Raw genomic sequence first — 14,739 nt, 5'->3', positions numbered from 1 at the left:
CATGGCTGACTCATCAAGCAGAATCACTAGTGCGAAGCCATCGGTTATTCGCTTAGCCGACTCAGATACACGCTCCAAAATCAACCAAATCAATCAATATGTTGAGCGAAGCTTAACGTTTACACTCAACGAAGAAGAACAAAAAAAACTTTGGCTGCCTGACACATGTCAGCAAAAAGAGATTATTTATCCAAGCATGAAACAAAGTGACATTTTGTCCGCATATCGTGGCATTCGCACCAAAATTGTGAAAAAGTCTCAAGGCTCTGGAGCTGTAATTGCTGTGACGTCGGTAGGACAAGCTACGGATCATAACACAATGATTTCTTTCAATATTGCTACATGTTTTGCCCTAGATGAGAGTAAAACTGCACTTTTTATAGACTGCAATCCAAATGCAGGGGATACCGACACACTATCGATTCGTGATATGCAATTTGGCCTTACAGACTATCTAACTAGCTCCAGTGTATCCTTATCAGATATTACCTATCCTTCCGGCATAAACCGTCTAAAACTGATACCCACAGGAAACACCACAGAAAGTGCCGCAGAGCATTACAACCACCCTAAAATGGAAGTAATCATCAGTAGCATAAAGTGCTCTATGCCCAATGCCTTTGTTATTATGAATACTCCTCCAGTAAGACATTACCCAGAGACAGCTATACTGGCAGAGAAGGTCGACATGGTCATTTTAGTTGTGCCTGCCAAGAAAATTACGCAAAAAGATCTTCAGGAAGCAATACAAATCATTGGAGAGGAAAAAGTGGCCGGGGTGGTTTTTAACAGCTGATTATTACCAAAGAGAGCCCCCCAAGAGACATGACAATAAAGAGAGCTCATCGTGAAGAAAAATCAAATAACTCTAATATTGCTCCCAAGCATACTGTTAGCAACCAATGCTTCTGCAAATCGGCTTGACATTGAACTGGGGCTCGAAACGGCTTACACAAATAATGCAAATTTTAGCTTTTCCAATAAGCTCTCTGAGCGGCAAGACCGCCTAACTGCGAGAGCAACCGGAAAATATAAAAACACCTGGCTGAGCAGCGATATTGACTACCGTATAAGTCAGCTACTTTTTAATAAAGACTCTCAAGATAATCGCATTGAACTAGATGGCACCGCAAATATATTATTGGGTGCTGAAAACGGGCGCTTCAATGTCGCCATCAACAACTCTAAGCGGCAAGTGTTGGGAAATGCCAGCGAAACACCAAGTGCTGACAACCAACAAACCCGCGATGTTACCTCGATCCTTCCACGCTTCAATATCATACAAAACCAAGCGGACCAGCTCTCTATCGCCGGCATATACAGTGCTGTTAATTTTGATCAAAACCAATCGACACAAGATTCATTTGACAGTACTAGTACAGGCGTTGAATTACTGTATTCAAGGAACATAAGTCGTGTTGACACTATTAGCGCAGTAATACAGCAACTGGAAGTTGAATATGACGACATCTCTGTTGAATACGACTACCAAAGTGCCTTACTTCGCTATTCAACAGACTTAAGGCAACTGGATTATTCTATCGCCATTGGTTATAACTCTGTCGATCCTTCTATTGGGCCAAAAGATAACGCTATTCAGTGGGAACTGTCGGCTGCTTTCGATAATGGGGTTCATCAGGTCACGTTTTTAAGCGAGTCATACCTAACTGACCCATCTCGTGGCAACCAAAATTCAATCCTTCAGGATGGCCTGGACCAAGTCGCACTGGGCAATGGCTTTACGGCCATCGTAGACCAGTACAACCGCACTGCACACACCCTATCGTACAGCACCTCAAGTCTATGCAAATTGTGCAATGTATCCTTCACAATCAGTGCATCGGAAGAGGAATACAACGTTCAAACACAAGAAGACAATGATGAGCTCTTTATTACATTAGGCGGTTCCTACCAGCTTAGCCGCTCTTCTGAAATAGGCATTAGCTTATCTCGCCAAGAAGCAACGTATGAACCTGGAAGCACACTATCCAGTTTTGACGCAGACATCGTGTCACTGCATTACAACAAAGAGCTAAACAGAAATTTGGATATCTCATTTCTAATCAGCCAAAACGAGCGTACAGGATCAACTACTCAAGACAGCTTTGATGAAAAACGAGCTGTACTGGGGATTACATACCGAATTAACTAGCACTTATCAGTTTTTTGATGGCGGTCTTCCAGTCGGCCGCCTTTATACCCAACTCAGTTGCTTTTTGAGTACTCATCACAGAATATTGCGGGCGCTTAGCAGGCGTCGGGTAATTTTTACTAGCTAGTGGCGACAACTTTGCAACACTTTTGGAAGACTGTGTGGCATGCAACTGAAATATACATTTAGCAAACTCATACCAGCTGGTTTGCTCACTCCCACAATAGTGATATATACCCCAGCCATCGAAACTTTTATCTACGGAAAGTTCAGAAAACTTTAACAGTGCAGAAGCCAAGTCACCCGCATAAGTAGGGCAACCATATTGGTCATCAACCACTGAGACTTGTTCTTTTTCTAGAGCCAGTCGGCTCATAGTCTTAAAAAAATTACTTCCGTATTCGCTAAAGACCCATGAAGTTCGAACAATAATGTACCGCCCTATTCTCTGAGCGATCAGCTCCTCACCCAATAATTTTGAGCTCCCGTACACATTAATCGGATTGACTGCATCCACTTCTGTGTAAGGGCGTTCCGACTTACCATGAAAAACATAGTCGGTAGATACATGCACAAGAACAGCCCCAACACCTTCGCAGGCACGGGCAAGATTTTCAGCACCAGTTGCATTTACCGAAAAGGCCTGCTCCTTTTGTTCTTCCGCCTGATCAACAGCAGTGTAAGCTGCCGCATTTATGACAACAGCAGGGCATTCTAGCGAAATAACATTTTGCACAGATTCTAAATCTGTGACGTCCAGTTCTTTGGAACTATAGGAAGAGAACACCGTGAGTCGTCTGGTCAGCTCATCACACAAACAGCGACCAAGTTGGCCGCCAGCACCGACTATTAACACTTTCAAGGAAACAACTCCTTAAGAGTTTTCCCTAAACTGTCCTTTTCAGAAAGAACCGGATGTTCAACAGGCCAATCAATTGCCAAGCTTTTATCATCCCAAGCCAGGCAGCATTCATCATTGGGGTCATAGTAATCTGTACACTTATATTCGAAATCAGCACTTTCTGATAGCACCACAAAGCCATGAGCCATACCTGGTGGAACCCAAAGTTGCTTTTTATTTTCTTCAGTTAACGTAACACCCGCCCAGTGGCCAAAAGTCGATGAGCCCGGCCGAACATCCACAGCCACATCAAACACCTCACCTTTAACCACACGCACCAGTTTTCCTTGTGGCCGTTTTTTTTGAAAGTGCAACCCTCTCAACACTCCTTTCGCGGAACGAGAGTGGTTATCCTGAACAAAATCAAAATTAATATTCAACGCTTTTTTATACCTTTCCGCCTGAAAGGTTTCTAAAAAGAAGCCACGATCATCCCCAAAAACTTTGGGTTGGATAATCAGTACACCGTCGACTGATGTCGCCGTCACAATCACATTAATACCCTTCTGCCACTCGCCTTAGATAAGCGCCATAACCGGTTTTCCCAAGAACTTCTGCCTGTTTCATCAAAGACGACTGATCGATCCACTGGTTTCGAAAAGCAATTTCTTCTAGGCAACCAATTTTGAAGCCTTGTCGATGCTCCACGGTCTGAATAAATTTTCCAGCATCTAACAATGAATCATGAGTTCCTGTATCCAACCAAGCAAACCCCCTTCCCAGTACAGCGACGTTCAAATCTCCCCGCTGTAAGTAGGCGTTATTTACATCTGTAATTTCAAGCTCGCCACGAGGGGACGGCTTAATTGAGCAAGCAATATCAACCACATCATTGTCGTAAAAATACAAACCTGTTACCGCGTAATTTGATTTAGGCTGGGCTGGTTTTTCTTCAATACTTAAAGCCATTCCTTTTGAATCAAATTCAACCACACCAAAACGCTCAGGGTCTGTCACATGATAACCAAAAATAGTAGCCCCACTGGCTCTATTAGCAGCCGCAACCAATTTATCACTGAAGTGCTGACCAAAAAATATGTTGTCCCCCAAAACCAGAGCAACATTATCCTCACCTATAAATTTGCTTCCTATAAGAAATGCTTGGGCAAGGCCATCAGGTGATGGCTGAATTTCATATCTGAGCTCAATACCATATTTTGAGCCATCTCCAAGCACCTTCCGAAAGCTTTCCAAATCATCAGGCGTTGTAATAATTAACACATCACGGATCCCCGCCAGCATTAATACTGACAGGGGATAATAAATCATCGGCTTATCGTAAACTGGCATTAGTTGCTTGGAGGCACCCAGCGTTAACGGGTGCAATCGGGTTCCAGACCCTCCAGCCAAAATAATTCCTTTATACTTATTCATACTCATTTCAAAAACATCCAGTCGTCACAAATACGTAAAAAAAACATCAGTTTTCACTATCGACACCGATTCGCTCCAGTCGGTAGCTGCCGTTCAGAACTCGCTGCCACCAGTTACGATTTTCCAAGTACCATAAAACTGTTTTTCGAATGCCTGATTCAAAGTTCTCCTCAGGCCTCCAACCCAACTCTCGATCAATCTTTGAAGCATCAATTGCATAGCGCACATCATGTCCTGGCCGATCAGTAACATAGGTAATCAAATCGCTGTATCTATCAACACCTTCAGGCTTTTCAGGAGCCAACTCTTCCAAAAGGGCGCAAATAGCTTCCACTACTTCAATATTTTTTTTCTCATTGTGACCGCCGATGTTATAGGTTTCGCTAACACGTCCTTCTGTGGCAACTTTTGTTAAAGCTCTCGCGTGATCTTCCACGTACAACCAGTCCCTCACCTGCTGCCCATCACCATAAACCGGCAACGGCTTTCCAGACAAAGCATTTAATATCATGTGGGGGATTAGCTTTTCTGGGAAGTGATATGGGCCATAATTATTTGAACAGTTGGTTATCACTATGGGCAAGTTGTAAGTTCTTCCCCATGCCCTCACCAAATGATCTGAGCCAGCCTTACTAGCGGAATAAGGGGAGCTGGGATCATATTTAGTCTGTTCAGTAAATAGCTCGTCATTTAGTGAAAGGTCGCCATACACTTCGTCAGTAGATATATGATGAAAACGAAATTTTTTCTGCTTTTCCTCCGGCAACCTCGCCCAGTGCTCTCTGGCCACTTCCAGCAAAGAGAACGTACCCACCAGATTGGTCTGAATAAATGCGGCCGGGCCATCAATAGAGCGGTCTACATGCGACTCTGCAGCCAAGTGCATAACAACATCCGGCATGTGCTGAAAAAAAACTCTTTTTAGCTGCTCTGCATTACAAATATCCACACACTCAAACACATAGCGCTCTGAGTGAAAGTCTTTAGGGATTGAATCAAGATTCCCCGCGTAGGTTAGGTTGTCTACATTGATAACACTATAATCAGTATCTGAAAGTATATGCCTAACAACAGCGCTACCAATAAAACCAGCTCCCCCCGTAACTAATATTTTCATCTTGTTATTTTCCACTGCTATGATGTTTCTACATTAACATAACTCTTCTTCTGTTTTGCTCACACACAGAAGCAAATACAAACCATCCGGATATAAAAAAACCCCGCATCTCTCAATGCGGGGTTTTTTATCGAAGCAATGCTTCAGCTGTTAACTAAGCTATCGATCACTCAATAATCTTAGCAACAACACCAGCACCTACGGTACGGCCACCTTCACGGATGGCGAAGCGCAGGCCGTCTTCCATAGCGATCGGGGCGATCAGGGTAACGGTCATTTGAACGTTGTCGCCAGGCATTACCATTTCGGTGCCAGCAGGCAGTTCAACATTACCAGTCACGTCAGTAGTACGGAAGTAGAACTGAGGGCGGTAGCCTTTGAAAAACGGAGTGTGACGGCCGCCTTCGTCTTTGGACAGTACGTAAACTTCCGCTTCAAACTTGGTGTGCGGGTTTACGGAGCCAGGTACGGCCAGAACTTGTCCACGCTCAACTTCGTCACGCTTGGTACCACGCAACAGAACACCAACGTTCTCACCGGCACGGCCTTCGTCCAGCAGTTTGCGGAACATTTCAACACCAGTACAAGTGGTTTTGGTGGTTTCTTTGATACCAACGATTTCGATTTCGTCACCAACGGTAACGATACCGCGCTCAACACGACCAGTTACAACAGTACCACGGCCAGAGATGGAGAATACGTCTTCCACAGGCATCAGGAACGGTTGGTCAATGGCGCGCTCGGGCTCAGGGATGTAGCTGTCCAGAGCTTCAACCAGCTTCTTAACGGCAGTGGTGCCCAGCTCGTTGTCGTCTTTGCCTTCCAGAGCCATCAGAGCAGAACCAGCGATGATTGGAGTGTCGTCGCCTGGGAACTCGTAAGTGTCCAGCAGCTCGCGCAGTTCCATTTCAACCAGTTCCAGCATTTCGGCGTATTCTTCAGAGTCAACGCCGCCACAGTCTTCAGCCAGCAGGTCGGCTTTGTTCAGGAATACAACGATGTAAGGTACACCTACCTGGCGAGACAGCAGGATGTGCTCGCGAGTTTGAGGCATGGGGCCGTCGGTGGCGCCACAAACCAGGATAGCGCCGTCCATCTGGGCGGCACCGGTGATCATGTTTTTCACGTAGTCGGCGTGCCCTGGGCAGTCAACGTGCGCGTAGTGACGATCGTTGGAATCGTACTCAACGTGAGAAGTAGCGATGGTAATACCGCGCTCACGCTCTTCCGGTGCGTTGTCGATCTCACCGAAGTCTTTCATTTCACCGCCGAATACTTCAGCACAAACGCGAGTCAGGGCTGCAGTCAGGGTAGTTTTACCGTGGTCAACGTGACCGATGGTGCCCACGTTTACGTGGGGCTTGTTCCGTTCGAACTTCTCTTTAGCCACTGTAATATCCTCTTAGCTTCAGATTTTTAGGATTGAAAAAAACAGCCTCACAAGCTTTCACCCTGACCAGCTAGCGCTGGGTGCGGGCAATCACTTCTTCAGCGATATTGTTTGGAGCTTCGGCGTACTTCTCAAACTCCATGGTAAAGGTCGCACGACCCTGAGTTGCAGAGCGCAGATCGGTCGCGTAACCGAACATCTCCGCCAGAGGCACCTCGGCATTTACTACTTTGCCCATAGTGCCATCGTCCATACCCAGGATCAGACCACGACGACGGTTGAGGTCACCCACAACATCGCCCATGTTCTCTTCCGGAGTAACGACTTCCACTTTCATCATTGGCTCCATCAGCACAGCACCACCATCCTGGGCCAGCTTCTTGGTTGCCATTGATGCAGCGATCTTAAAGGCCATTTCGTTGGAGTCAACATCGTGGAAAGACCCATCGTACAGAGTGGCTTTCAGGCCCAGCAGGGGGTAACCCGCCAGCACGCCATTCTTCATCTGTTCGCTGATGCCCTTCTCCACCGCCGGAATATATTCCCGGGGTACCACACCGCCAACAATCTCGTTGACGAACTCCAGCTCTTCGGCACCTTCGGTGCCTGGCTCAAATTTCACCCACACGTGGCCGTATTGGCCGCGGCCGCCAGATTGACGAACAAACTTGCCTTCAATCTCGCAGGTGTTTTTAATCATTTCACGGTAGGCCACTTGCGGCTTACCGATATTGGCCTCGACACTGAATTCCCGGCGCATACGATCCACCAAAATATCCAGGTGCAATTCGCCCATACCAGAAATAATGGTCTGGCCGGTTTCCTCGTCAGTTTTGACGCGGAATGACGGGTCTTCCTGAGCCAATTTGCCCAAAGCAACACCCATTTTTTCCTGGTCTGCCTTGGAACGCGGCTCTACCGCCACCGAGATCACCGGCTCCGGGAACTCCATACGTTCCAGAGTGATCACCGATTCTGAAGCGCATAAGGTGTCACCGGTGGTGACGTCCTTCAGGCCAATACCAGCGGCGATGTCGCCCGCCAGTACTTCTTTAATTTCTTCGCGGTTGTTGGAGTGCATTTGCACCATGCGGCCAACGCGCTCTTTCTTGCCCTTCACCGGGTTATAAACCATATCCCCGGATTTCAAGGTGCCGGAGTAGACCCGGAAGAAAGTCAGCGTACCCACAAAGGGATCGGTGGCGATTTTAAACGCCAGTGCCGCAAAAGGCGCACTGTCATCCGCTTCACGGGTAGCGACCGTTTCTGCTTTATCGTCCAACACGCCTTCAATGGCTTTTACTTCTTCCGGCGACGGCAAGTACTCAATCACCGCGTCCAACACTGCCTGCACGCCTTTGTTCTTAAAGGCAGAACCGCCCAGCACCGGCACAATTTCATTGGCCAGGGTGCGCTGGCGAATGCCGGCTTTGATTTCTTCCTCTGTCAGGGTTTCCCCTTCCAGGTACTTATCCATCAGCTCATCGCTGGCTTCTGCGGCGGATTCCACCAGGAATTCGCGCATCTCCTCGCACTGATCCACAAGGTCAGCAGGCACATCGGCGTAGTCGAAAGTCATACCCATGTCACTTTCGTTCCACAGAATGGCCTTCATCTTGACGAGATCGACTACGCCTTTAAATTCGTCTTCCGCACCAATGGTCATTTGCAACGGCACGGGGGTGGCACCCAAACGCTCTTTGAGCTGGTCTACCACCATCATAAAATCGGCGCCAGCACGATCCATCTTGTTGACGAACACCATGCGCGGCACTTCGTACTTGTTGGCCTGGCGCCATACGGTTTCCGTCTGCGGCTGTACACCGGAGGAACCGCAAAGCACAACCACCGCACCGTCGAGAACCCGCAGAGAACGCTCCACCTCAATGGTGAAATCCACGTGCCCCGGCGTATCAATAATATTGATGCGGTGCTGGTCAAACTGCTGCTGCATACCAGCCCAGAAGCAAGTTGTTGCAGCCGAGGTAATGGTAATCCCCCGCTCCTGCTCCTGTTCCATCCAGTCCATGGTAGCGGCACCGTCGTGAACTTCACCGATCTTGTGAGACAAGCCGGTGTAGAACAACACACGCTCAGTCGTCGTGGTTTTGCCCGCATCCACATGCGCGCAAATACCGATATTGCGATAACGACTGATTGGAGTTTGACGAGCCACTATTTTTCTCTATTTCTGTGGATTCTTAAGTCACAAAAAGGCAGCTAAATAGCCACCTTTTTGTGAAAAGCCCAAAACCTGTTCGATAACAGTCGTCAGAACCGGAAGTGGGAGAAGGCCTTGTTGGCCTCGGCCATACGGTGAACGTCTTCACGCTTCTTCACCGCGGCGCCCTTGTTCTGGGAGGCGTCTACAATTTCGCCAGCCAGACGTTGAGCCATGGATTTTTCGCTGCGGTTGCGCGCGTAGTCCACCAGCCAACGCATGGCCAGTGCAGTGCGACGGGCAGGACGCACTTCTACGGGAACCTGGTAGGTAGCACCACCCACACGGCGGGATTTAACCTCAACCGATGGAGCGATGTTTTCCAGCGCCTCTTCAAACACCTCGATGGGGTCTTTCTTGGCGCGGCTTTCCACGGTGTCCAGCGCGCCGTATACGATGCGCTCAGCCAGGGACTTCTTGCCGCTGACCATTACGTGGTTCATAAATTTCGCCAGGGTTACGTTGCCGAATTTGGGATCCGGCAGAATTTCGCGTTTGGCGACAACTCTTCTTCTTGGCATGTCTTTGCTCTCTTCAGGTGGCCCGAGTACTTATGACTCGGCCTTACTCTCAGTTCGTACACGAGGTACGCAAATTTAGTAGCTATCCGTTCAAGTCAATTAAGACTTAGGACGCTTGGCTCCGTACTTGGAACGGCCGCGACGACGTCCTTCAACACCGGAGGTGTCCAGGGCGCCACGAACGGTGTGATAGCGAACACCCGGCAAGTCTTTAACACGACCACCGCGAATCAATACCACGCTGTGCTCCTGCAGGTTGTGGCCTTCACCGCCAATGTACGAAGTTACTTCGAAACCATTGGTCAGACGAACACGGCACACCTTACGCAGTGCAGAGTTTGGTTTTTTCGGGGTAGTGGTGTAGACGCGAGTGCACACACCGCGGCGCTGCGGGCAGGCCTGCAGGGCCGGTACGTCGCTCTTGGCTACTTTGCGTTTTCTCGGCTTACGAACCAACTGGTTGATCGTTGCCATTAAATAAACTCCAAAACCTTAATTTCACATCCGTAAAACGGACTATCTTAAAAACCCAACACAAATAACCCCTGACCCCACAAAACTTTGGGGGGGCTATAGGCGGGAGCGGCATTCTAATGACACCGCTACCGGACGTCAAGCGAATTACAAAGCCTCCCAAAGCTGCAGAGCAGCGGTGAGAGCGCTTTCAGAACCGTTGTCAGCAGGGACGCTGACAACGAGCCTACATGGACACTTTCTTATGCAAAAAAGCACGGCGTGTTCTGAAAGCGCTGTCACCGGTGCGGAACGAGATCCTCGCGGTCGCTCCGCTCCCTCAGGATGACAGTGTTTTTATCACTCTTCGCCGCTGGAACTCAGGGCTTCGCTCAGCGCTGCTTCCACATCGCTGGCGGTTACGGCCAGACCTTCGGCCTGCTCCGCTTCGCGCTCGGCACGACGTTGTTTGTGGTGCGCCAGACCGGTACCCGCCGGAATCAGGCGGCCAACCACCACGTTCTCTTTCAGACCGCGTAGACCGTCTTGCTTGCCGGTAACAGCAGCTTCGGTCAGTACACGGGTGGTCTCCTGGAAGGAGGCCGCAGAGATAAACGACTCAGTGGCCAGCGACGCTTTGGTGATACCCAGCAACAGGCGCTCGAACTTGGCGGGAATCTTGCCGTCCAGCTCCAGCTGCTCGTTCACTTCCATCACCCGGTTGAACTCCACCTGCTCGCCTTTCACGAACGGAGAGTCACCCATATCGGTGATTTCTACCTTGCGCAGCATCTGGCGAACAATCACTTCGATGTGCTTGTCGTTAATGCCCACACCTTGCAGGCGGTAAACGTCTTGCACCTCGTTGGCGATGTACTTGGCCAGCGCGTCCACACCCAGCAGGCGCAGAATATCGTGGGGGTTATCCGGACCTTCAGAGATCACCTCACCCTTCTCCACGTGCTCACCTTCGAACACGCCCAGCTGACGCCACTTGGGAATCAGTGCTTCGTAGTGGGTGCTGCCATCGGGCAACGGCTGACCGTCCTTAGGTGTGATAACCAGACGATTTTTGCCTTTGGTCTCTTTACCGAAGCTCACGGTACCGGAGATTTCTGCCAAGATGGCTGGGTCTTTCGGCTTACGGGCTTCGAACAGGTCGGCCACGCGGGGCAGACCACCGGTGATGTCCTTGGTACCGCCGCTTTCTTGCGGGATACGGGCAATCACCTCACCAACGCCGATCTGACCACCGTCGGTGGACATCACAATCGCCTTGGCGGGCAGTGCATAGTGCGCCGGAACCGTGGAGTTCGGGAAGCACAGCTCTTTGCCTTTGTCGTCCAGCAGAGTCACCAAAGGCTTCAGGTCTTTACCGGCCGCCGGGCGCTCGTTGGGGTCCAGTACTTCGGTGCTAGTCAAACCGGTCATATCATCGGTAGTGCGACGAACAGAGAGGCCATCTTCCATACCAGAGAACTGCACCTTACCGGATACTTCCGAGATAATCGGGTGAGTGTGCGGATCCCAGTTGGCCACTACATCACCAGCGGCAACGGAAGCGCCCTCTTTAACCTTGATAACGGCACCGTAAGGCAGCTTGTAACGCTCGCGCTCACGACCGTTCTTGTCTGCCAGCGCCAGCTCACCGGAGCGGGATACGGAAACCAGCTCGCCGGTTTCGCGCTCAACCACCTTGGCGTTCACCAGGCGAACCACACCTTCCTGCTTCACCTGGATGCTGTCCACTGCCGAAGCACGGGACGCCGCACCACCGATGTGGAAGGTACGCATGGTCAGCTGGGTACCGGGTTCACCGATGGACTGAGCGGCAATAACGCCCACTGCTTCACCGGAGTTAACCTTGTGACCACGGGCCAGGTCGCGACCGTAACACTCGGCACAGATGCCGTAGCGGGTGTCACAGGTAATCGGAGAGCGAACCAGAACTTCGTCGATACCCAGTGCTTCGATGCGCTCCACCCACTTCTCATCGATGATGGTGCCAGCGGGCAGAGCGATTTCGTCACTGCCGGGTTTGAGTACATCCTGAGCCACAACACGGCCCAGAATACGATCACCCAGGGACTCGATGATGTCGCCACCTTCAATCACTGGCGTCATCAACAGGCCTTTGTTGGTGCCACAGTCGTCTTCCACCACAACCACGTCCTGAGCCACGTCTACAAGACGGCGGGTCAGGTAACCGGAGTTGGCGGTCTTCAGGGCGGTATCCGCCAGACCTTTACGAGCACCGTGGGTGGAGATGAAGTACTGCAGTACGTTCAGGCCTTCACGGAAGTTGGCGGTAATGGGCGTTTCGATAATAGAACCATCCGGGCGGGCCATCAGGCCACGCATACCCGCCAACTGACGAATCTGCGCGGGTGAACCCCGGGCGCCAGAGTCGGCCATCATAAATACGGAGTTGAAGGAATCTTGATCTTCATCGTCGCCATCGCGGTTGGTGACGGTTTCAGAAGAAATGCCTTCCATCATCGCCTTGGCCACCAGGTCGTTGGCGCGAGACCAGATATCCACCACCTTGTTGTACTTCTCGCCCTGAGTTACCAGACCGGAAGCAAACTGGGCTTCGATTTCTTTTACTTCGTCTTCGGCACGGCCAATGATTTCCGCTTTGGCGTCGGGAATCATAAAGTCGTTCACGCCGATGGAGGCGCCGGACTTAGTGGAGAAATCAAAACCGGTGTACATCAGCTGGTCGGCGAAGATAACAGTATCTTTCAGGCCAACCTGACGGTAGCACTCGTTGATAATGCTGGAGATAGCTTTCTTCACCATCGCCTTGTTCACCAACTCAAACGGCAGGCCTTGGGGCACGATGTCCCACAGCAGGGCACGACCTACGGTGGTGTCGGCTACAAAGCTGCGCTCCTGGCGCTCGCCGTCTTCGTCGAAGGTTACTTCGTCGATGCGCACTTTTACACGAGCTTGCAGGTCAGCCTGCTTGCTGTAGAAAGCACGAGACACTTCTTTCACGTCGGTGAACAGAGTGCCTTCGCCCTTGGCGTTAATGCGCTCGCGAGTCATGTAGTACAGACCCAGAACCACGTCTTGCGACGGCACGATAATGGGCTCACCGTTGGCAGGCGAGAGGATGTTGTTGGTCGACATCATCAACGCGCGGGCTTCCAGCTGGGCTTCCAGAGTCAGCGGCACGTGTACCGCCATCTGGTCGCCGTCGAAGTCGGCGTTGTACGCAGCACACACCAGCGGATGCAGTTGAATGGCTTTACCTTCAATCAGTACCGGCTCAAACGCCTGAATACCCAAACGGTGCAGGGTCGGTGCACGGTTGAGCAGTACCGGGTGCTCGCGAATCACTTCATCAAGGATGTCCCAAACAACCGGCTCTTCGCGCTCCACCATTTTCTTGGAGGCCTTGATGGTGGTGGCCAGGCCACGACCTTCCAGCTTGGCGAAAATAAACGGCTTGAACAGTTCCAGAGCCATGCGCTTGGGCAGACCGCACTGGTGCAAGCGCAGGGTGGGGCCAACCACGATCACGGAACGACCGGAGTAGTCAACACGCTTACCCAGCAGGTTCTGACGGAAGCGACCTTGCTTACCTTTGATCATGTCGGCCAGAGATTTCAGCGGACGCTTATTGGAACCAGTGATGGCGCGGCCGCGACGACCGTTATCCAGCAATGCATCCACAGATTCCTGCAGCATGCGCTTTTCGTTGCGCACGATGATGTCGGGGGCGTTCAGCTCCAACAACCTTTTCAGTCGGTTGTTACGGTTGATCACGCGACGGTACAGGTCGTTCAGATCGGATGTGGCAAAACGGCCACCGTCCAGCGGTACCAGCGGGCGCAGATCTGGCGGCAGAACCGGCAGCGCCTCCATCACCATCCACTCCGGGTTGTTGCCGGAGTTGTAGAAGGCTTCCAGCAGCTTGAGGCGCTTGGAGTACTTCTTGATCTTGGTTTCGGAGTTGGTGGCGGGAATCGCTTCACGCAGCTCAGCGATATCGTCTTCCAGGCTGATGTCTTTCATCAGCTGCTGGATGGCTTCCGCACCCATCAGAGCGGTGAACTCGTCGCCAAATTCTTCCAGAGCTTCGAAGTATTGCTCGTCGTTGAGCAGCTGACCGCGCTCCAGAGTGGTCATGCCGGGATCGACAACCACGTAGGATTCAAAGTACAGCACCCGCTCGATTTCGCGCAGGGTCATATCCAGCAGCAGGCCGATACGGGACGGCAGGGATTTCAGGAACCAGATGTGGGCAACCGGGCAAGCCAGTTCAATGTGGCCCATACGGTCGCGACGCACTTTGGCGAGGGTGACTTCAACGCCACACTTCTCGCACACGATACCGCGGTGCTTCATGCGTTTGTATTTGCCGCACAGGCACTCGTAGTCTTTTACCGGGCCAAAAATCTTGGCGCAGAACAGGCCTTCGCGCTCTGGCTTGAAGGTACGGTAGTTGATGGTTTCCGGCTTTTTGACTTCGCCAAACGACCAGGAGCGAATCATGTCCGGTGACGCCAAGCCGATACGGATTGCGTCGAATTCGCCAGTTTGGTCCTGAGACTTCAAAAGATTCAGTAAGTCTTTCAAGGTCTTTCCTCCAGTGGGTAGTC

At 50.9% G+C, this 14,739-nt stretch carries 11 protein-coding genes; 2 read left to right on the top strand and 9 right to left on the bottom strand.

The genetic code is table 11. The annotated features are described in order from the left end of the window. The first annotated feature begins 1 nt into the window (after nucleotide 1). A complete protein-coding gene (locus tag QSV34_RS04475; RefSeq protein WP_289152350.1) occupies nucleotides 2–796 on the top strand; it encodes a P-loop NTPase family protein in 795 nt (264 codons plus the stop codon). A gap of 51 nt (nucleotides 797–847) precedes the next feature. Further along, nucleotides 848–2,152: a porin family protein gene (locus tag QSV34_RS04470; RefSeq protein ID WP_289152348.1), complete on the top strand. Its 1,305-nt coding sequence runs from the start codon at nucleotides 848–850 to the stop codon at nucleotides 2,150–2,152. Here QSV34_RS04470 and rfbD read toward each other — a convergent pair. The 9 genes from rfbD to rpoC form a co-directional block, all read right to left on the bottom strand. Then, a complete protein-coding gene (gene rfbD, locus QSV34_RS04465) occupies nucleotides 2,145–3,008 on the bottom strand; it encodes a dTDP-4-dehydrorhamnose reductase (protein ID WP_289152575.1) in 864 nt (287 codons plus the stop codon). The genes QSV34_RS04470 and rfbD overlap by 8 nt on opposite strands. Before the next feature lie 2 nt (nucleotides 3,009–3,010). Then, nucleotides 3,011–3,547 (bottom strand): dTDP-4-dehydrorhamnose 3,5-epimerase, encoded by a 537-nt coding sequence (rfbC, locus tag QSV34_RS04460; protein ID WP_289152346.1) that lies wholly within the window; start codon nucleotides 3,545–3,547, stop codon nucleotides 3,011–3,013. 1 nt (nucleotide 3,548) lies between these two features. Further along, a complete protein-coding gene (gene rfbA / locus QSV34_RS04455; protein WP_353738344.1) occupies nucleotides 3,549–4,433 on the bottom strand; it encodes a glucose-1-phosphate thymidylyltransferase RfbA in 885 nt (294 codons plus the stop codon). Nucleotides 4,434–4,473: 40 nt separating this feature from the next. Beyond that, complete coding sequence (rfbB, locus tag QSV34_RS04450) at nucleotides 4,474–5,544, bottom strand: dTDP-glucose 4,6-dehydratase (protein ID WP_289152344.1); 1,071 nt, start codon at nucleotides 5,542–5,544, stop codon at nucleotides 4,474–4,476. 166 nt (nucleotides 5,545–5,710) lie between these two features. Further along, nucleotides 5,711–6,934 carry an elongation factor Tu gene (tuf, locus tag QSV34_RS04445; RefSeq protein ID WP_289152343.1) on the bottom strand — a complete coding sequence of 408 codons (1,224 nt, stop codon included), beginning with the start codon at nucleotides 6,932–6,934 and terminating at the stop codon, nucleotides 5,711–5,713. Nucleotides 6,935–7,004: 70 nt separating this feature from the next. Continuing rightward, a complete protein-coding gene (gene fusA / locus QSV34_RS04440; protein WP_289152341.1) occupies nucleotides 7,005–9,110 on the bottom strand; it encodes an elongation factor G in 2,106 nt (701 codons plus the stop codon). 95 nt (nucleotides 9,111–9,205) lie between these two features. Beyond that, nucleotides 9,206–9,676, bottom strand: a complete 471-nt coding sequence (gene rpsG, locus QSV34_RS04435; RefSeq protein ID WP_289152339.1) for a 30S ribosomal protein S7 — start codon at nucleotides 9,674–9,676, stop codon at nucleotides 9,206–9,208. A gap of 99 nt (nucleotides 9,677–9,775) precedes the next feature. Next, on the bottom strand, nucleotides 9,776–10,150 hold the full coding sequence (rpsL, locus tag QSV34_RS04430) for a 30S ribosomal protein S12 (RefSeq protein ID WP_289152337.1): 375 nt from the start codon (nucleotides 10,148–10,150) through the stop codon (nucleotides 9,776–9,778). Nucleotides 10,151–10,489: 339 nt separating this feature from the next. Continuing rightward, entirely contained in the window at nucleotides 10,490–14,716 is a 4,227-nt protein-coding gene (gene rpoC / locus QSV34_RS04425) for a DNA-directed RNA polymerase subunit beta' (protein ID WP_289152335.1), read from the bottom strand. Between the last annotated feature and the right edge of the window lie 23 nt (nucleotides 14,717–14,739).

The sequence above is a fragment of the Porticoccus sp. W117 genome (assembly GCF_030341905.1).
Classification (GTDB): Bacteria; Pseudomonadota; Gammaproteobacteria; order Pseudomonadales; family Porticoccaceae; genus SCSIO-12696.
This window is presented reverse-complemented; position numbering and strand designations above follow the sequence as displayed.

Bases quoted from the DNA above. Each gene is read 5' to 3' on its own strand.
- rfbA (WP_353738344.1), bottom strand. From the start codon at position 4,433: ATGAGTATGAATAAGTATAAAGGAATTATTTTGGCTGGAGGGTCTGGA.
- QSV34_RS04475 (WP_289152350.1), top strand. From the start codon at position 2: ATGGCTGACTCATCAAGCAGAATCACTAGTGCGAAGCCATCGGTTATT.
- rpsG (WP_289152339.1), bottom strand. From the start codon at position 9,676: ATGCCAAGAAGAAGAGTTGTCGCCAAACGCGAAATTCTGCCGGATCCC.
- rfbB (WP_289152344.1), bottom strand. From the start codon at position 5,544: ATGAAAATATTAGTTACGGGGGGAGCTGGTTTTATTGGTAGCGCTGTT.
- rpsL (WP_289152337.1), bottom strand. From the start codon at position 10,150: ATGGCAACGATCAACCAGTTGGTTCGTAAGCCGAGAAAACGCAAAGTA.